The sequence below is a fragment of the Legionella gratiana genome, from assembly GCF_001467695.1.
In the GTDB taxonomy this organism is placed as follows: domain Bacteria; phylum Pseudomonadota; class Gammaproteobacteria; order Legionellales; family Legionellaceae; genus Legionella; species Legionella gratiana.
In genome coordinates this window covers 281,833-301,125 of the sequence record NZ_LNYE01000020.1, presented here as the reverse complement: position 1 = coordinate 301,125, position 19,293 = coordinate 281,833, and the positions used below count along the sequence as shown (strand labels likewise).

Below are 19,293 nucleotides of genomic sequence, written 5' to 3'. Positions count from 1 at the left end.
AATTTTTAGATTAGATTTCTTCGGAAACTCTACTCCAGCGAAGAATTGCTTCGTCGATACGGTGCTCGAACCCTCATGTACTTACGGGTACACTCCGGTTCTGTGCTCCATGTCTCCTCGCACTTCTCTCACTGTAGCGAGTTTCCGAAGAAGTCTATTAAAAAGTATCTTATTTATGAAAAGTGTAAAATTTACTTGACAGCGCTTAGGGAGCTCATTAAACTTCGAACCTAATTTTGGGGTTATAGCTCAGCTGGGAGAGCGCTTGCATGGCATGCAAGAGGTCGGCGGTTCGATCCCGCCTAGCTCCACCATCAACATCTTGGATGTTGATGGGAAAAATGTTCCAGGTCCCCATCGTCTAGAGGCCTAGGACACCGCCCTTTCACGGCGGGAACAGGGGTTCGAACCCCCTTGGGGACGCCATAGCTCAATTTAGTGGCAATAAAGCTTGCTCTTATCAAAATCGGGGGCAACATTAGAGCCTTTCAAAAATGGTCCTTGTGTTAAATCCAAACAATCGCTCGTGCATTCTATAAGCATATTCATCCGTCATATTGGCGAGATAATCACAAACAATTCGATACGCAGTAGTTTCATCTTCGGCCTCTTTAAACAAGATCCTATTTTTATTATCTAATAAACTGCCAGGATTTGAGCTGATGGCATCAAACAATCTAAGTACCACTGTTTGTCCACCATATTCAAAAGTACGTGCTTCTTGGGAGTCAATGACACTGTTATAGATGCATTGTTTTAAATAATTGAGAAGTGCGTCTGCCTCCGGAATTAACGCAAGATTATATTTGAGTAAATTATTTTCAAAATGTTCATTGTTGATAATAATCTGAGTGGAAGTTATAAAATAGTTGACCATTTCACCAATAGTTTGTTTTCTTGAATATAAATCTTGCGAAAATAAAGAATTAATGAGATTAGTTTTCTGATGATTTAATGAGGTATCGCTTAAAAGTTGCCTAAATTCTTGAGTATCCAAATGAGAAGGGTTGATTAATCTTAAATGGATAGCATCTTCGAGATCATGAACACCATAAGCAATATCATCAGCGATATCCATGATGGAACAATCAAAGCTATGATAAGCCGATTTTCCTGCTTTTGTTCCTTGGGGGATTTGTGTTAGAGATTGAAATAATTCTTTATCATTATTTGAGAAAGGAGAGAGCAACCACTCAATTTCGGGTTGTTCGCAATCGAAATAAGCTTTAGGAGGCAACCAATCGTTAATTTTGATGGTTTTATGAATGGATTCATGGACTGGAGGTTGTTGAGGGGCAACCACAGATGAGCGCTTCACTGGGTATTTTAGAATACCCAGAAGTGCACGTCGCGTTAAATCAAGACCATAAATCCCATAGCTATTTTCAACTTTAGTAAGCAGTCTTAGCGTTTGTCCATTTGCTTCAAAACCACCATAATTGCGCATCATATAGTTCAGTGCTACTTCGCCTCCATGACCAAAAGGCGGATGACCAATATCATGAAGTAAACATATAACTGAGATAAGATCATCATTAGGTAGTAAACCAGAAAGTACTAAATGCTTTTCTTGGGCTATCAACAGATTATGCACGATACTGCGACCTATCGAATCTACTTCTAAAGAGTGAGTGAGGCGAGTACGATGGAAATCTCCTTCATCCGTTCCTAAAATCTGTGTTTTTCTTTGTAACCTTCTAAACGCAGGGCAATGGATTACACGGGTTCGATCTCGTTCATAGGGATCTCGATGGTCTTGAGATCCTCTTTGATTGGTTTGTCCAGAACGTCTGTGTGTCCACATGGTTGTTGCCCTAATAAATTACTTACTGTAAGCCATAATTTGTTCTTGAACAACACAAAAACCTAAAGTTTTTTCTAAATATGTAGATATAGTAATCAAGAAGAACTGTAAATACCCATAAGGTGAATGCAAGACTTGAGCTCACGATGTCACGAATAAATAAGAAGAATTATAAACTAGGGGATTGATCATGAATGCTACATTTAAAGTAACACTTATAGGGATTTGTGCTTTTAGTATTTCATCTTGCGCCATGATGGATAGCGAATATCCAAATTATCCAACTTATGCTTATGATCCTGCACAACCTTATACGTTAAATAATTACAATACGATTAATTATGATTACAGCTATCGGCAAAAACAAGAAGTTGTGGTTCCTGATTCATACCATGTAGGAGAATTTCATTCCCCGGTATCGTTTAAGGATAGAGATCAAACTTGGGTAAATAGCCAAAATCCTCACGGTTATACCATTGAATTGATGGAGGGAGATAAAGCATCTCAGGTTGCGCAAGTTCTTTATAAAACCCCAAAAAATGATCGTATGGCCCAAGTAAAATATGAGCGTGATGGTAAAACTCATTATAAAGGAGTATATGGCACCTACGGTAGCGCTGAAGAAGCTCAAAAAGCACTCAATGCATTACCACCTGAAATTAAAAATGGTGCCTCGGTGATTAATTGGAGTAGTGTGCAACAATAGATTCATACAGTTTGATTAATCAGGTATATTGAGGGGAAAAAAATGTTCTTACATACTTATGTTTATCTAATTGTATGTATTGTTTCCGGTTTTATTGCATATAAGGCAACAAATCCTACATATTTACTCATCGCAAGAGTTGTTTTTTCAGTTTCCTTAATTGCTTTACTCGCTCATTCTCCACACCCAGAGGACCTTTAAAAAACGACTTAGTTTTTCATCGCGCTTTTTTATGTTGTTTTTGCTGTGGAGCTAATGAGGATCATTAAACGAGTAACGCCTGATGTTTTTGTGCGCTCGGCTTCAAATTGCTTCACTGTGATGGCGTATTTTTGATTAATTTTTTCCAGCCAGGCAATAAACAAGTTAAATGCAACTGCATCAAAAGTAAGTTGAATATCACCAGAACCAGTTTGTTGCAATTGATAGGGAAATTTCAAAGTAGGGTCATTTTTAAGTTGTGTTGCTAATGCAGTCAATAATTGACTGTTATTCACTATTTGCTTTGTTTGTGTTGTACGATTTTGTTGCCTTATCTTTTTCATCCACTGTAGGGTATTCATTTTATCAATCAATTGTGCCGATTTTTGGTTTACTTGATTATTCAATGGAGTATATAGGAAAAGATAGTATACATAGAGAATAAGAAACAGCGCTGTTCCAACGAGCATCCATTTTTCTCGTTCGTTAAGCGTACTTAAATAAGATTTCATGTTAACTCCAAAGTTGCAACGACTTGTTGTTCATGTGTAGATGCTTGAGTCTGCTTTACTTTCAATTGAAGTTTTTTTAATTCATTTTCCAACTCTTCCAAACTGGCAAAGTCAGTACTAATTAGTGTTACAGATAGCGTTTTATTTTGAAATCGTAATTGCTCTAGGGTAATTCGATCATTATTCATTACTTTGGCAAATTGATTAATCAAAAACCAAAAACGATTTTGCTCTTCTGAATTATCACTTTTTAAAAGTTGTGTAATACGAAATTTAGGGCTGATTATCTGCTTGGCATTAGGAAAAAATTCATGGTAAATCACTGCAATTTGATCATCAATGTTTTGGGTTTGCTTATTTAATGAGTGTAATTGGATTGCATTCACTAATAAAAGCGATATCAGCCAAAAACAAAAAAGCCCAGCAGTAAGTAGATATTTCTTTCTCAGTAAATTTGCTTTATCCCCATGTTGCATTTCTCCTTGGCAGAGATTCATTAATTTAGTTTTTAATATTCTTTGTGCAATCCATACATAGGAGCTTTCCTGTTTTTGTGGAAGATCAGAATAAACCGATGGGCTGTCTTTAAAAAATAGAGGTTGTGTATCAGGGTGAGTTTTAAGATAGATATCAATCAGCTCTTCTTTAAGAGCACCTTTAAATTCATCTGTATTAATCAGTAAAGTTGCTTCATTAAAACAAAGTTCATTTGGCTCTAAAGCAAACCAATCCAACGTAATTCCAAGAAACTCGATGTCGTGTTCATGAAACACGTGCATCAGGTGACGAATTCGTTGCTTACTGATAACAGTAATCAAGTACTGATTATTTTGATACCTTGTTCTATCAAATGCAAAATGAAGTTCATCTACTGGTTGCGCTAATTTATCTTCCAGCGCATAAGGAATTGCAGCTCTTGCTTTTCGCTCAGGTAGCCAAGATAACTCCAGATTAAAAAAACTTGCGTGTTCGCTTGTTTCAATGACTAAAGTTTTGCAGTCTTTTTGCAATGTTTTAATTTCTGTAAAATGGCGTTTTGCAGGTGGAACGGTTAATATTCCATCTGCATCAACTTTTAGACAAAAACATTCGCTTTCATCAAGATGTTTTGTGAATAGAAAAAGGGTGTCCATTCCTAGGTATAAGCTCTATGTTTTTTTAGATTCATTGCTGTCCATTGCTGTTTTAGTTGTTGTGCTAATAAATAAACTACAAGTGCGTATTGAGGACTTGAATTATATCGAGTAATGACAAAGAAATTTGGATAAGCGATCCAATATTCATTTCCTTGAGCGGTAGTCAGTTCAATCAAACCTGCACGTGAAGGATGATTGTGCGCAGCTGTTACAGGTCTGACACCATTTGCTATTAATTGTGAATAGGCATAATTCGCTGTCTTAGGATTCATATGAATGTACTTATAATGATTTCCTTTCAATGTAGCATGTTGTGCAACTCCATCATTTGACTTCCAACCATGATGATAGAAGTAATTTGCAATACTTCCTATAGAATCATCGTTATTGGTGACTAGGTCACGTTTACCGGTATTGTTAAAATCAACAGCAAAATTGCGATAACTGCTCGGCATAAATTGAGGTTGACCTATAGCACCAGCATAAGAGCCCTTATATTGGGTTGCAGGCACTCCATGTTCCCGACAAAGAAGTAAATATTCTTTTAATTCTTTAGTAAAATAGGGCGCACGCTTTGGATAGTTGAACGCCAGTGTTGCTAAGGCATCAAGTACCCGATATTCACCTTGTTTCTCTCCATATAAGGTTTCTACGCCTAAAATTGCAACAATAATTTCTGGAGGAACACCATATTTTTTTTGTGCTTTCTCTAAAGCATTTCTATTGGCTGCCCAATAACTTAGCCCACTTTGTAAACGTGCTGGAGTTAAGAATATATCTCTATAAACATCCCAATTTTTCTTTTCATAGGGCTTTTCCATTGACTCGATAATTTGAGGTTGAATTACTACCTGATTCATCGTTGCAGTAAGTTCTTTAGTGCTAAAATGATATTGTTTGACCATACTTTTAATAAAAAGTTGGACATCCTTTCTTTGAGTAAAGGCAGTATCTGAATAAGTTGAAAAGGAGAAAAAGAACAGTATTACTGCAACAAACCCCAAACGATGTGCTCGTCTCATAGCATACTCTATATATATTAAAACGAAGGAACAAATTTTATTAAAAATATGAAGCATTAGCAAATACTTTCAGGCCGAGCATATTTAAGCTAAAATGCGCTATTTGCAGAAAGGTTATTACAGTTGAGTGATTTAAAGCGAATTCGTAATTTTTCAATTATTGCCCATATTGATCATGGTAAATCAACTTTAGCGGATAGATTTATTCAAATTTGTGGGGGATTAACTGAACGTGAAATGAGTGCACAAGTTCTCGATTCTATGGATATTGAACGAGAGCGAGGAATCACAATTAAAGCTCAGTGTGTTTCTTTAAACTATACTGCAAAAGACGGTAAAGCGTATTTATTAAATTTTATCGATACACCAGGGCATGTGGATTTTAGTTATGAAGTGTCTCGTTCATTGGCAGCTTGTGAAGGCGCTATTTTGGTCGTCGATGCTGCTCAGGGCGTGGAAGCACAGACTGTAGCGGTATGTTATACGGCAATTGATCAATCATTGTCTGTGTTACCAGTGCTCAATAAAATTGATTTACCACAAGCAGAACCAGAACGTGTTATTTCGGAAATTGAAGATATTATTGGTGTAGACGCACATGATGCAATAAGAGTAAGTGCCAAAGTTGGTTTGGGGGTTGAGGATGTCCTTGAGGCATTAGTCAAACATATTCCTCCACCAGAAGGTGATATCAACGCACCCTTGCAAGCATTAATTATTGATTCATGGTTTGATAGTTATCTTGGTGTAGTTTCTTTAGTACGTATCGTTAATGGCTCGATACGTAAAGGTGATAAGATGCGAGTGATGTCTACTGGTCGATCTTATGAGGTTGATCAAGTAGGTATATTTACCCCAAAGCGCACTAAACTTGATGCACTTAATGCAGGTGAAGTGGGTTATGTTGTTGCTGGAATTAAAGAGATTCAAGGGGCTCCTGTTGGTGATACACTGACCTTAGAAAAAAATCCTGCAGATAAAGAACTTCCTGGATTTCAACGGGTTAAACCTCAAGTTTATGCGGGTTTATTTCCTGTTAGTGCTGATGACTTTGAGGCTTTCCGAGAGGCATTAGCTAAATTAAGTTTAAATGACGCTTCATTATTTTACGAACCTGAATCATCAGAAGCTTTAGGATTTGGTTTTCGTTGCGGTTTCTTGGGAATGCTGCATATGGAAATTGTCCAGGAACGTCTGGAAAGGGAATATAACCTCGATTTAATTTCTACTGCTCCTACGGTAGTCTATCAAATAGTGACTCAAAAAGATGAGACCTTACTTATTGATAATCCATCTCTTCTTCCACCGATTCCACAGATTAAAGAAATGTATGAGCCTATAGTAAGGGCCAATATATTAGTGCCTCAAGACTATCTCGGATCTATTATCAATTTGTGTATCGAGCGACGTGGTGTACAAGTGAATATGACTTATAGTGGTCGACAGGTTTCTGTGACGTATGATATTCCTATGAGCGAAGTGGTTTCAGATTTTTTTGACCGATTAAAGTCAGTAAGTCGTGGTTATGCTTCATTGGATTATAATTTTCTACGTTTTCAGGAAGCAGATTTAGTAAAAATGGATATTTTAATTAACAGTGAGCGTGTTGATGCTCTTTCTGTTATTGTTCATCGTTCTTCGGCACATAGTCGAGGTAAGTTAATTGCAGAAAAAATGCGCGATTTGATTCCAAGGCAAATGTTTGATGTGGCAATTCAAGCAGCCCTGGGAAGTCATATTATTGCGCGACAAACAGTTAAAGCCTTACGTAAGAATGTTACTGCAAAATGTTACGGTGGTGATGTGACACGTAAACGAAAACTATTGGAAAAACAAAAAGCAGGCAAAAAACGTATGAAACAAGTAGGGCATGTGGAAATACCGCAAGAAGCATTTATGGCTGTTTTTCAAACAGATAAAAAGAAATAAGCATACTTTCTAGGATATTAAGTTATGAACTTTGCTTTAATATTAGTTGTTTTATCGTGTATCAGCGGATTTATCTATTTGCTCGATGTACTATTTTGGGCAAAAAAACGTGGAGAAGATCAAAAACCCAATAAGATAATTGAATATTCACGTTCATTTTTTCCTGTTTTTTTTATTGTTTTGATCTTACGCTCTTTTCTTATCGAGCCCTTTCGTATTCCTTCTGGATCGCTTGAGCCTACTTTGTTAGTTGGTGATTTTGTGGCAGTGAATAAATTTATTTATGGACTAAGGCTTCCGGTATGGGAAAAGAAAGTTATTTCTATATCCGATCCTAAAACAGGAGAGATTGCTGTATTTCGCTGGCCACCAGATCCTTCGTATGATTATATTAAAAGAGTAATTGGTATTCCTGGTGATAAAATCAGTTATCACAATAAGGTATTAACAGTTAATGGAAAAATAGCGAAGCAAACTTTTGTTGAGTATACAATTGATGAGAGTTCTGGAAAAGCAGTCTCTAAGTATAAAGAAAATTTGAATGGAACGGTGCATGATATTTTTATTAGAATGGATGCTCCTGCTGTAGATTTTGACATTGTGGTTCCTGAAGGAAATTATTTTATGATGGGTGATAACCGGGATGATAGTGCGGATAGTAGATTTTGGGGATTTGTACCTGAATCTTATTTAAGAGGAAAAGCATTTTTGGTTTGGATGAGTTGGAATGGCAAGACAGACAATGTGCGTTGGTCTAAAATTGGAAAATTAATCCCTTAAAAGGAATTACTTATGCATAAGCAACAGGGAATGACTTTCATAGGAGTATTACTCACTATAGTAGCAATTGTTATGGCAGCAACAGTAATCATGCGCGTTATACCTGTTTACTTGCAGTATTACTCCATAATAAAGTCGGTTGATGAATTAAATGCAATACCTATAGCTAGTTTGACCGGTGATTCGATGCAGGATATTAATGAATTGAGAAGTGTTTTGGATAAGCATCTTGATATTAATGGAATAAAAAGTTTAAATGGAAATCAATTAACTATTGAACCTATTGGGACTAATAAATTCATGGTCCGATTAAAATATCAAGTAATTAAGCCTTTAGTATACAACGTGAGTTTATTATTTGATTTTAACCATACTGAAGAGGTAGTACCGGGTAGTGAAAATTGATCTAGAGAGGTTATGCCGACGATTAGGCTATCACTTTAAAAATAGTGCATATCTTAAACAAGCATTGACTCACTGTAGTGTGGGTAGCGAAAACTATGAGCGTTTTGAATTTCTAGGCGACTCGATCTTAAGCTTTGTCATTGCAAATGAACTGTTTCATCGATTTCCCTTACAAAGTGAGGGGCAATTAAGTCGTTTACGTTCATTTCTGGTGCGAGGTGAGATGCTGGTCGAATTAGCTAAAGAAATTGATCTTGGTGATTTTCTTTTTTTAGGTCAAGGAGAATTAAAAAGCGGGGGCTTTCGTCGCGCTTCGATTCTTTCTGATGCGCTCGAAGCTGTTTTTGCTGCTGTTTTTCTGGATGGAGGAATAGATTCTGCAAAAGAAGTGATTCTAAAATTATATCGATTCCGACTTGAAGATCCTAATTTAAATGACTGTCTAAAAGATGCAAAAACTCAATTGCAGGAATATTTGCAAGCTGAAAAAATTCCTCTTCCAGAATACATATTAACTAAAATAGAAGGTGATGAACACAATCAAGTTTTTTATATTACTTGTATTGTTAATGGAATGAAACAAAAAACCTTTGGTCAAGGTTCTAATCGACGTAAAGCAGAGCAGTTAGCAGCAAAAGCAATGTTAGAACAATTGCGTTCAATCAAACTGTAACAGCTGTCCTAAGTCAACTCTTCCAAATTACTGCCAATCTCTAACCATTCTTCTTCGACTTGATTTAAAGAGGAATGAGTGAAAGTACGCTTTTGCAAGAGCTGATTTAATTTATTTTGTTGCTTACTGTCTTCATAAAGACGTGTATCGCTAAGTTGAGTATCGAGTTGAACTATTTCATCTTGGTATTGTTCCATCAATTGTTCTAATTTTTTAAGTCGATTTTGTAACGCTTTTTTTTCTTTGTAGTCATTTGCAGTAGAAGAAGAGATGTTTTCTTTAATTGTATCTTTGGTTTGTAACCAAGAATAATAATCATCCAGATCTCCCTCAAAAGCTTGGACTTTTTGCTGATAAACCAAATAAAAATTATCCACGCTGGTTTTTAGCATATGACGATCATGAGAGATCAGAATTAATGCACCTTCATAACTTTGTAATGCAAGTTCAATTGCAGCGCGCATTCCAAGATCCAAGTGGTTTGTAGGTTCGTCAAGCAAAAGTAAATTAGGTTTTAACCACACTAGCTTAGCTAGGGCAAGACGTGCTTTTTCTCCACCGGAAAAGTGATGAATAGGTTGTACTGCCATATCACCCGTAAAATTAAAGCCCCCTAAAAAATCACGAATAGCTTGTTCACGCACCTCTGGAGAAAGTATTTGGATTGTTTCCACCGGGCTTAGTTTGCAATCTAATTGTTCTAATTGATGTTGTGCATAATAACCAATTTTCAAATGTGTAGAACGATGAATTGTACCCTTCAAAATAGGTAAGGATCCGGTTAATGTTTTAATAAGCGTTGATTTTCCCTCACCATTAGGTCCAAGCAAGGCTATTCTATCTCCAGGATTAAGAGAGAGATTTATTTTTTTTAAGATAGGTTTTTCAAACTGATAACCAGCATCCACCAGGTTGCATTGTATTAAAGGATTTCCCGCACGCGGACATGGAAAAAAATCAAAAGAAAAAGGAGAGTCCATTTGTGCAGCTGCAATAATTTCCATTCGTGCTATTGCTTTGAGACGACCCTGTGCTTGTTTGGCCTTAGTAGCCTTTGCTCGGAAACGATTTACAAAAGACATCATATGATTAATTTTAGCTTGTTGTTTTTCATACATGGCTTGTTGCAATGCTAATTGTTGGGCATGAGTTTTTTCAAAACAACTGTAATTACCACTATAAAGTGACAGATTTTGTTTCTCAATATGCAAGATATGAGTAACAAAAGCATCAAGGAATTCACGATCATGAGAAATAAGAATAATTGTACTTGGGCTTTGTTTTAAAAAACGCTCTAGCCAAAAAATTGCCTCCATATCTAAATGGTTGGTAGGTTCATCCAGTAAAAGTAAATCAGCGGGCTTCATTAAGCAACGCGCAAGACTTAAGCGCATGCGCCAACCACCTGAAAAGCTATTGACCGAAGCTTTTTGCTGTTCCGCATTAAAACCTAAACCCGACATAATTGCAGCTGCAAGCGCAGGTTTACTATAGCCAGCAGTATGATTTAATTCTTCATGGCATAACAACACTTCAGCATCATTACCTGATGTCTCTGCTTTTTGTAAACGCTGGCGTAACTTAATGTAATCATCATCACCACCCAATACAAAATCTAAAGCATGCTCATCGCTATCCGGCGATTGTTGTGATAAATGGCTGATGGTAAGCTGAGGATTAATTAAAAATTCGCCTGTATCAGGAGTTAAATTTCCTAGTAAAAAATCAAATAGTGTTGATTTGCCGCAGCCGTTATGACCAATAAGGCCAATTTTTTGTTTCTCATAGAGAGTAACATTGACCTTATCTAATAAAATTTTACTGCCGCGGCTTAAAGTAATTTGACGAAGTGTAAGCATGATACTATTGCTCAAAAGCGTGCTTCAATTTATGAATTCTATCATAAATCCAGTCAACTTGGTTCTGGCTCTATAGTTTTTTTCCGGGCTGATTGGTATCGAGCCTTTTTTTCGATGTCAATATAGCGATCTGTGGTTGCACTGGAGCTATGGCCTGCATCATCACGTACATGTTCACGTGGGCGAATTTTCACATCTTCAGAAATTCCAGTATGTCTTAGCCAATGTACTGTTGCTGCAGCTAAATTGTCTGCTTCTTCATTATGACCTTTTATTCGCAATTGTTCCTCAGCAAAGTCAAAACATTGTTGAATAATTCTACGAATAGGGGCAGTGTCGCTCATTGGGCCGTTACCGCGGATTTTAGGAAGAAGTGGAGTGTTATCAGCTGATGAAGGAAGTGGAGTTAATCCTAGGAAGCTACGCCATCGCATTAAACTTTCTAACATTGCATCACTTACTGCGATTTGTCGTTCTTTATTCCCTTTTCCAACGGTGGTAAACCACCAATGACCATTGCTGTCTTTAGCAAAGTTATTCATACAGGGTATCCAGCGCTCACTAGCGACGAGCTCGGATATACGTAAATACATCCCAAAGAGCATACTTAACATAAAACGAGTTCGCTCATGTTTCATGGGTGAGTCTTTTGCGAGGTATTCAGCAGCATCCAATACTGCACCCCATTGAACTAGACTCAAGCGGCGTATAGGCGCATTATGTTGTGCTTTACGAATAAACTTACTTTTTTGGCGAATTAAGGCTACTGGATTAGAAACCAAATACTCTTCAGCGATTAAAAAATTAAATAAGGTACTTAAAATCGCAAATATTTCTTGGATGGCACCTTGTGATAAATTAAATTGGTCAAGCGTTGGTTTTTGACCTTTTTTTAGTGCTGCTTTACTCAAAGTTACTACAAAAGGCCTCCATTCGTCATTAGGGATTCGTTTACCTTCTTTTTCGATAAATCGAGGCACCTTTTTTAAACTTATCCAAGTTTTAGGTGGATTTTGGCAAAAACGAATGTAGTGTTCTATATCATCTCGTTTTAACTGTTCTACAGTAGAATTTTTAATGAGCCAAGTCCATTGCAATAAGCGTTCAGTTTCTCTTCGATAACTATTGAACGTACCTTGGCTACCTGTATAGCTTTTAAGGAAGTTTAATGTGTAGTTAAAGTCATTTTGAAACCTTATATCAGGAAGTAGAACATGTTCCTGATTCTTATGTAAATAATTGATGTTATCAAAAATAGGCAACAATTTAAATTTCATAGGTTTCAATGAGCAAATTAATAATTAACCTATGCTAGCTGAAAAATGTATAAGATACGAGTAGCGAGTTAATAAGTATGTGCTTGGCTGTAGCTAAATGTTTTAAAAAAACTCTACTTGTTCATGAAAAATAAATATTCGGTAATGTAAATTAAAATTAATGGAAATTTAATGGTTTAGGATATTGACCTTCATAACGGCAGCTAGTATTATCTGCGCTCTGTCCTTGGGACGGGTTTTCGGGGTGTAGCGCAGTTTGGTAGCGCGCCTGCTTTGGGAGCAGGATGTCGGGGGTTCGAATCCCTCCACCCCGACCAATTTTTTTGCGCCCGTAGCTCATCTGGATAGAGCATCGGCCTTCTAAGCCGAGGGTAGCAGGTTCGAATCCTGCCGGGCGTGCCAGCCCAGATCATTCCATAAGAATTTCTGGTGAAAAATTATGGTGAGCGTAGCTCAGTTGGTAGAGCCCCGGGTTGTGATCCCGGTTGTCGTGGGTTCGAGTCCCATCGTTCACCCCATTTGAAGACAAATGGTTTTAACACTAAAGATTTTATTTCAGTCTTTACAAGACTGAATTACTGATTGATAATCCAACCTGATTTGCGAAAGTGGCGGAATTGGTAGACGCACTGGATTTAGGTTCCAGCGGGGCGACCCGTGAGAGTTCGAGTCTCTCCTTTCGCACCATTATCATTATAAATTCCATGAGGTGAAATTAATGCAAGTTTCGGTTGAGACCCTAAAAGGTTTGGAGCGGAAGGTAACAGTTTCAGTGCCTTCAGAAAAAGTTGAGGAAGAAGTGAGCTTACGTCTCAAGAATCTTGCTCGCAAAGTTAAAATAGATGGTTTTCGTCCCGGTAAGGTGCCTTTGCATGTAGTTACAAGCCGTTATTCGAGTAGTGTTCGTGAAGAAGTTGCTCGAGATATGGTGCAATCTACTTTATATGAAGCATTGCAAAAAAATGAATTAGTTCCTGCCGGTTATCCTTATGTCGAACCCGAACAACTTGAAAAAGGCAAAGATTTTAAATACAGCGCAACATTTGAAATAATGCCTGTATTTGAAATTGCTGAATTAAATCAAGCCGTTGTTGAATTATCTCGTTCAGAAGTCACTGATAAAGACGTTGAGCAAATGCTGGATAAACTTCGTGAACAAAATAAAACATGGAGTGATGTTTCTCGTGCTGCCAAAAAAGGTGATAAAGTAGTTATTGATTTTAAAGGGTTCCTAGATGACAAGCCTTTTGATGGAGGTAGTGCGGAGAATCACGAGTTAATTCTTGGTTCAGGAGCAATGATCCCTGGCTTTGAAGAAGAGATCATTGGCAATAAAAAAGATAAGCCATTCGATATTAAAGTCACTTTTCCAGCTGACTATGGCCATAAAGAATTAGCAGGTAAAGAGGCTGTTTTCAATATTACAATTCATCATGTAATGGAAGGAAATTTACCTGAGCTTGATGATGTATTTGCAGAGAAATTTAATATTAAAGAAGGGGGTATAGATGCTCTCAGAAAAGATATTAAAGAAAATATGACCCGTGAATTAGAGCGTCGTGTAAGTATGATGAACCGGGAAAAATTGTTTGATAAGTTAATGGAAATTAATGAAGTTCAATTGCCATTAGCTTTAGTCGACAAAGAAATTGAGCATTTAAAGCATGATATGTACCATCGTATTTTTGGACATGAGCATCATGAGAATGAAACAATTCCTGATTTTCCGCGTGAGCTTTTTGAAGAACAAGCAAAGCGTCGTGTTCATCTTGGCTTACTGTTCTCTGAATATGTTAAAAAACATCAAATTGTTCCCGATAAAGATAAAGTAAATGCTGTGATCGAGAAATTTGCTGGTGCTTATGAAAATCCAGATGAGTTACGCACTTGGTATCAAAATAGTAAAGAGCATATGGCTGAAATTGAAGCTCTTGTTTTAGAAGAAATGGTTGCAGATAAAATCGCTGAAGATGCAAAAATTGAATATAAATCAAAGGACTACGATTCAGTAATGAATCCTAAACCAGCGCCTGAAGTGGCAGAGAATAAAGGAGAGTAAGTATATGTCAGGCTATTCAGAGAGTATCATTCGCAATGCCAGTGGATTAGTTCCCATGGTTATTGAACAAACCTCACGAGGAGAACGTTCATATGATATTTACTCAAGATTATTAAAGGAACGAATTATCTTTCTTTTAGGCGAAGTTGAAGATCATATGGCTAATTTAGTGGTTGCTCAATTGTTGTTTCTTGAGTCTGAAAATCCCGAAAAAGATATTTCTTTGTATATAAATTCACCTGGTGGAGTAGTTACGGCTGGATTGGCAATTTACGATACCATGCAGTTTATAAAGCCTGATGTAAGTACTTTATGTATAGGGCAAGCAGCAAGTGCTGCTGCTTTATTGCTTTGTGCTGGAGCCGATGGAAAGAGATTTTGTTTGCCAAATTCACGAGTAATGATTCATCAGCCTTTAGGTGGTTATCGTGGGCAAGCAACTGATATCGAGATTCATGCACGTGAGACTTTAGCAGTAAGAGAGCGACTCAACAACATAATGGCAAAACATACTAAAAAAACGCCCGATCAAATTATGCGCGATACAGAGCGTGATAATTTTATGAGTGCTACACAAGCTGTTGAATATGGTCTTATTGATAAAGTGCTTTTTGATCGAGAGTCAGTGAGCAAAGCAGAGTAATTATTTTTTGATAAGCTAGAGTCTGTTATCATTCGCTAGCATTCAAAATACCTTGATTTTGAGTAAAGAAACACAGTACCTATGAAGTATGTGAGCATTATAGAGCAGAAAGTCAAGGCATTTTTGACCTAGATAGTAAGATTGTAAACAGACTAGAAAACTGAGCCGCACTTGCTAAGGAGCTAAAACTATTTATACTTAAATTTGTTAGCTTCTACATATGCGGCTCACGTTTTTTAGAGTACTATAGTTTATATGAGTTACAGTGGCATATCTTTTTCTGATTGACTAATATTTTACATATATTATCTTTTTTTCCGATAATCGTTGTAAGAAGGGGTTTGGTTATGAGTAAATCCGGTAACGGAAGTGGTGAAAAAGTTTTGTATTGTTCTTTTTGTGGAAAGAGCCAACATGAAGTAAAAAAATTGATTGCTGGTCCTTCCGTATTTGTATGTGACGAGTGTGTTGAGTTATGTAATGATATTATTCGCGAAGAAACACATGATACACATGAAGAAGCCGAGGTGCGTTTACCCTCACCTAAAGAAATTTCATGTTTCTTAGATGAGTATGTCATCGGGCAATCACATGCAAAAAAAGTTTTGTCTGTAGCAGTTTATAATCATTACAAGCGATTACAACATAAAAGTGAAGATGGTGTTGAACTTGGAAAAAGCAATATTTTACTTATAGGTCCAACAGGAAGTGGAAAAACTCTTTTAGCACAAACATTAGCTCGTATTTTAAATGTTCCTTTTGCTATGGCGGATGCAACTACACTTACTGAAGCAGGTTATGTTGGTGAAGATGTAGAAAATATTATACAGAAACTGTTACAAAAATGTGATTATGATGTAGATAAAGCGCAGCATGGCATTGTTTATATTGATGAAATTGATAAGATTTCACGAAAATCTGACAATCCTTCTATTACTCGCGATGTTTCAGGTGAAGGTGTTCAACAAGCACTTTTAAAGTTAATTGAGGGAACAATCGCTTCTGTTCCACCTCAGGGTGGTCGTAAACACCCACAACAAGAGTTTTTACAAGTAGATACTTCGAATATTTTATTTATTTGTGGTGGAGCATTTGCTGGTTTAGAAAAAGTAATCCGAGAACGCAGTGATAAATCGGGCATTGGATTTTCTGCTCAGCTGAAAAACAAAAAAGATACAAGTGATGAAGTTTCTAAGGTGCTGAGCCAGCTAGAGTCTGATGATCTTATTAAGTATGGGTTAATTCCAGAATTTGTTGGAAGATTACCTGTTGTTACTACATTGCAAGAATTGGATCAATCCGCTCTTATTGATATTTTAACTAATCCTAAAAATGCATTGACGAAACAATTCCAATCTCTTTTCAAAATGGAAGGTGTAGAGCTTGAGTTTAGGGACGAAGCATTAGTAGCAATTGCTAAAAAAGCTTTAGAAAGAAAAATGGGTGCTCGAGGTTTGCGTGCAATACTTGAAAATATTCTTTTAGACACAATGTATGAATTACCTTCCCTTGAAGGAGTAATTAAAGTCGTGGTAGATGAGAGTGTGATTACTAGCACGTCAAAACCAATTCTTATTTATGAACAAGATGGGATAAAGAGTGCGGCAGGTGGCCAAGAATAGGATTTTCTGCTCTGTATCTCTCCCGTACATAGTATGGGAGAGAAGTTCTTATAAGGGATTTCCTTAATTATAAAGCGTTGATTTCTTGCAATAACACTCCCTTCCTTTTAAATTATAAGTTAGTAGTCATGAATATTAATTTTAAGTTTTCTGTTTAAATAAGGGTTCATTATGTCCATTGAAAATAAAGAGAATTCGATTGAGACTGAAAGAATGTCCAATATACCAGTATTACCATTAAGAGACGTAGTGGTTTACCCTCATATGGTCATTCCTCTTTTTGTTGGTCGAGGAAAATCAATCAAAGCCTTAGAAGCGGCTATGGTCGATAATAAACAAATTTTTTTAGTAGCACAGAAAAAATCATCAAATGATGATCCTGGCGAGGCGGATATTTTCCATGTAGGTACATTATCAAGTGTACTTCAGTTATTAAAATTACCAGATGGTACGGTGAAGGTTTTAGTTGAAGGAGAAAAACGTGCTAAAGCTAAAGAATACCACCAGTTGAAAGGGTATTTAGAAGCGGAGCTTGAGGTGATGGAGGACGAAAATGCACTCATGCCTGAACCGGATATCAGCATTTTAATGCGCTCTCTCATGTCACAATTTGAGCAATATATTAAACTTAATAAAAAAATTCCCCCTGAGGTTTTATCCCCCTTAGCGGGCATTGAAGAGCCGGGGCGCTTAGCCGATACTATTGCGGCTCATCTCACTTTAAAAATTGATGATAAACAAGAGCTATTAGAAACTTTAGATGTGGGAACTCGTCTTGAACGCTTAATGTCTGCAATTGAGAATGAAATAGACCTATTACATGTAGAGAAGCGTGTGCGAGGTCGAGTGAAGCGTCAAATGGAAAAAAGTCAACGTGAGTATTATCTCAACGAGCAAATGAAGGCTATTCAAAAGGAATTAGGTGAGTTAGGCGAAGAAGGCAATGAAATTGAACAACTAGAAAAATCAATTAATAAAGCAGGTATGCCTAAAGAAGCAAAAGAGAAATCGCTCGCCGAACTCCATAAACTAAAAATGATGTCACCTATGTCTGCTGAAGCTACGGTTATTCGTAATTATCTTGATTGGATGCTTGATGTTCCGTGGAAGAAAAGAACAAAAATACAATTTGATTTATTAAAAGCAGAAAAATTATTAGATAAAGAACATTACGGATTAGAACAAGTTAAAAAACGTATTATTGAATATCTTGCTGTTCAACAACGGGTAAAACGCCTAAAAGGACCAATATTATGTCTTGTTGGGCCTCCAGGGGTGGGGAAAACTTCATTAGGACAATCAATTGCTAATGCTACAGGACGAACATTTATACGTATTGCTTTAGGTGGTGTTCGAGATGAAGCAGAGATTCGGGGTCATAGAAGAACCTATATTGGATCTATGCCAGGTAAAATTATCCAGAAACTCTGTAAAGCAGGTGTAAAAAATCCATTAATCATGTTGGATGAGGTGGATAAGATGGCTATGGATTTCCGTGGCGATCCGGCGGCAGCATTATTAGAGGTATTGGATCCAGAACAAAATCATACGTTTAACGATCATTATCTTGAAGTTGATTATGATTTAAGTGATGTGATGTTTATTGCCACAGCTAACTCTCTGGAAATACCAGCGCCATTATTAGATAGGATGGAGGTAATTCGTCTTGCAGGGTATACCGAAGATGAAAAAGTAAGTATTGCTGAAAAATATCTAGTACCCAAACAAATTGTCTTAAATGGTTTAAATAATGATGAAATTCATATCAGTGAAGGAGCTATTCGAGAAATTATTCGTCATTATACGCGTGAAGCAGGTGTAAGGAATTTGGAACGAGATATTGCTAGTGTCTGCCGAAAAGTCGTAAAAGAAATTTTATCCAATAAAAAAGTCAAGAAAATGGCTGTATCACTCAACAATATTGAAAAATATCTTGGTGTGAAAAAATTTAGGTATGGTTTAGCGGAACAATTTGATCAAGTTGGTCAGGTTACAGGATTAGCTTGGACAAGTGTTGGTGGGGAATTGCTTACTATTGAAGCCTCAATGATGCCAGGTAAAGGCAAAGTAACGCATACAGGTCAACTGGGTGAGGTGATGCAAGAGTCTATTCATGCTGCTATGACTGTGGTTCGAAGTCGAGCTAAAAAATTTGGTTTAGCAGATGATTTTTACGATAAAAACGATTTCCATGTTCATGTTCCAGAGGGTGCTACTCCTAAAGATGGGCCAAGCGCAGGTATTGGTATGTGTACTGTTTTAGTTTCTGTAGTAACACAAATCCCTGTTAAGGCTGATGTTGCCATGACAGGTGAAATTACGCTAAGAGGGCAAGTGTTACCTATTGGTGGCCTTAAAGAAAAGTTATTAGCAGCTCATCGTGGTGGAATTAAACATGTCATTATTCCCGAAGAGAATGTTAAGGACTTAGAAGAGATACCCGATAATGTGCTACGCAAGCTAACTATTCATCCTGTTAAGACTATTGAGCAAGTGCTAGAACTCGCTTTACAACGTAGTCCTTGGGTAGAAAAGGCAACAAATGAACAATCTGGCAAAGTAGTGAGTAAGCGATCAAAAAAAATTAAAAATAATGATTTACATACCCATTAATACAGGGTATAGTTCGTTTCGTAGCCCGCCGATAGCGGGCTCTGCAAGGATG

16 protein-coding genes and 6 tRNA genes are annotated in these 19,293 nt (G+C 37.0%); 16 read left to right on the top strand and 6 right to left on the bottom strand.

Annotated features, from left to right (window positions below):
• Nucleotides 1-238: 238 nt before the first annotated feature.
• Both Lgra_RS06165 and Lgra_RS06160 read left to right on the top strand, forming a co-directional pair.
• Nucleotides 239-314 (top strand) — tRNA-Ala (locus Lgra_RS06165).
• Nucleotides 315-350: 36 nt separating this feature from the next.
• A tRNA-Glu gene (locus Lgra_RS06160) sits at nt 351-426 on the top strand.
• A gap of 52 nt (nt 427-478) precedes the next feature.
• Here the strand turns inward: Lgra_RS06160 and Lgra_RS06155 are convergent.
• Entirely contained in the window at nt 479-1,804 is a 1,326-nt protein-coding gene (locus tag Lgra_RS06155) for an anti-phage deoxyguanosine triphosphatase (RefSeq protein ID WP_058498384.1), read from the bottom strand.
• A gap of 190 nt (nt 1,805-1,994) precedes the next feature.
• Between Lgra_RS06155 and Lgra_RS06150 the strand changes: the two genes are divergently transcribed.
• Together Lgra_RS06150 and Lgra_RS17755 are read left to right on the top strand one after the other, a co-directional pair.
• The gene (locus Lgra_RS06150) at nt 1,995-2,510 is read left to right on the top strand and encodes a hypothetical protein (protein WP_058498383.1); all 516 of its coding nucleotides are present in this window, start codon (nt 1,995-1,997) and stop codon (nt 2,508-2,510) included.
• 42 nt (nt 2,511-2,552) lie between these two features.
• Nucleotides 2,553-2,711 (top strand): hypothetical protein, encoded by a 159-nt coding sequence (locus tag Lgra_RS17755; RefSeq protein WP_157068258.1) that lies wholly within the window; start codon nt 2,553-2,555, stop codon nt 2,709-2,711.
• 29 nt (nt 2,712-2,740) lie between these two features.
• On the opposite strand, the gene lspM is transcribed toward Lgra_RS17755, so the two are convergent.
• From lspM to mltB, 3 genes are read right to left on the bottom strand one after another with little or no spacing between them, the layout of a single operon-like run.
• Complete coding sequence (gene lspM, locus Lgra_RS06145; RefSeq protein ID WP_058498382.1) at nt 2,741-3,223, bottom strand: GspM family type II secretion system protein LspM; 483 nt, start codon at nt 3,221-3,223, stop codon at nt 2,741-2,743.
• Nucleotides 3,220-4,356 (bottom strand): type II secretion system protein GspL, encoded by a 1,137-nt coding sequence (gene gspL, locus Lgra_RS06140; protein ID WP_058498381.1) that lies wholly within the window; start codon nt 4,354-4,356, stop codon nt 3,220-3,222. Before gspL ends, lspM begins: the two co-directional genes overlap by 4 nt.
• Nucleotides 4,357-4,358: 2 nt before the next feature.
• Complete coding sequence (gene mltB / locus Lgra_RS06135) at nt 4,359-5,381, bottom strand: lytic murein transglycosylase B (RefSeq protein WP_058498380.1); 1,023 nt, start codon at nt 5,379-5,381, stop codon at nt 4,359-4,361.
• 123 nt (nt 5,382-5,504) lie between these two features.
• Here mltB and lepA point away from each other — a divergent pair, with 123 nt between their 5' ends.
• Genes lepA through rnc form a run of 4 tightly spaced genes read left to right on the top strand, consistent with a single transcriptional unit; the run spans nt 5,505 to nt 9,168 of the window.
• The gene (lepA, locus tag Lgra_RS06130; RefSeq protein WP_058498379.1) at nt 5,505-7,310 is read left to right on the top strand and encodes a translation elongation factor 4; all 1,806 of its coding nucleotides are present in this window, start codon (nt 5,505-5,507) and stop codon (nt 7,308-7,310) included.
• Nucleotides 7,311-7,334: 24 nt separating this feature from the next.
• The gene (gene lepB / locus Lgra_RS06125; RefSeq protein ID WP_058498378.1) at nt 7,335-8,090 is read left to right on the top strand and encodes a signal peptidase I; all 756 of its coding nucleotides are present in this window, start codon (nt 7,335-7,337) and stop codon (nt 8,088-8,090) included.
• A gap of 12 nt (nt 8,091-8,102) precedes the next feature.
• Complete coding sequence (locus Lgra_RS06120) at nt 8,103-8,495, top strand: DUF4845 domain-containing protein (RefSeq protein ID WP_058498377.1); 393 nt, start codon at nt 8,103-8,105, stop codon at nt 8,493-8,495.
• A complete protein-coding gene (gene rnc / locus Lgra_RS06115) occupies nt 8,485-9,168 on the top strand; it encodes a ribonuclease III (protein WP_058498376.1) in 684 nt (227 codons plus the stop codon). Before Lgra_RS06120 ends, rnc begins: the two co-directional genes overlap by 11 nt.
• A gap of 8 nt (nt 9,169-9,176) precedes the next feature.
• Here rnc and Lgra_RS06110 read toward each other — a convergent pair whose 3' ends face one another.
• The gene (locus Lgra_RS06110; protein WP_058498375.1) at nt 9,177-11,027 is read right to left on the bottom strand and encodes an ABC-F family ATP-binding cassette domain-containing protein; all 1,851 of its coding nucleotides are present in this window, start codon (nt 11,025-11,027) and stop codon (nt 9,177-9,179) included.
• A 53-nt stretch (nt 11,028-11,080) separates the two neighbouring features.
• Nucleotides 11,081-12,304 (bottom strand): tyrosine-type recombinase/integrase, encoded by a 1,224-nt coding sequence (locus Lgra_RS06105; protein ID WP_058498374.1) that lies wholly within the window; start codon nt 12,302-12,304, stop codon nt 11,081-11,083.
• Nucleotides 12,305-12,544: 240 nt separating this feature from the next.
• Between Lgra_RS06105 and Lgra_RS06100 the strand changes: the two genes are divergently transcribed.
• From Lgra_RS06100 to lon, 8 genes are all read left to right on the top strand, one after another.
• Nucleotides 12,545-12,621 (top strand) — tRNA-Pro (locus tag Lgra_RS06100).
• Between the two features lie 8 nt (nt 12,622-12,629).
• A tRNA-Arg gene (locus Lgra_RS06095) sits at nt 12,630-12,706 on the top strand.
• Nucleotides 12,707-12,746: 40 nt separating this feature from the next.
• Nucleotides 12,747-12,822, top strand: a tRNA-His gene (locus Lgra_RS06090).
• A gap of 84 nt (nt 12,823-12,906) precedes the next feature.
• Nucleotides 12,907-12,991, top strand: a tRNA-Leu gene (locus tag Lgra_RS06085).
• A gap of 31 nt (nt 12,992-13,022) precedes the next feature.
• The gene (tig, locus tag Lgra_RS06080; RefSeq protein ID WP_058498373.1) at nt 13,023-14,363 is read left to right on the top strand and encodes a trigger factor; all 1,341 of its coding nucleotides are present in this window, start codon (nt 13,023-13,025) and stop codon (nt 14,361-14,363) included.
• A gap of 4 nt (nt 14,364-14,367) precedes the next feature.
• Nucleotides 14,368-15,006 (top strand): ATP-dependent Clp endopeptidase proteolytic subunit ClpP, encoded by a 639-nt coding sequence (clpP, locus tag Lgra_RS06075; RefSeq protein WP_058498372.1) that lies wholly within the window; start codon nt 14,368-14,370, stop codon nt 15,004-15,006.
• 347 nt (nt 15,007-15,353) lie between these two features.
• A complete protein-coding gene (clpX, locus tag Lgra_RS06070) occupies nt 15,354-16,628 on the top strand; it encodes an ATP-dependent Clp protease ATP-binding subunit ClpX (protein ID WP_058498371.1) in 1,275 nt (424 codons plus the stop codon).
• A gap of 171 nt (nt 16,629-16,799) precedes the next feature.
• Complete coding sequence (lon, locus tag Lgra_RS06065) at nt 16,800-19,241, top strand: endopeptidase La (RefSeq protein ID WP_058498370.1); 2,442 nt, start codon at nt 16,800-16,802, stop codon at nt 19,239-19,241.
• The last annotated feature ends 52 nt before the right edge of the window (nt 19,242-19,293 follow it).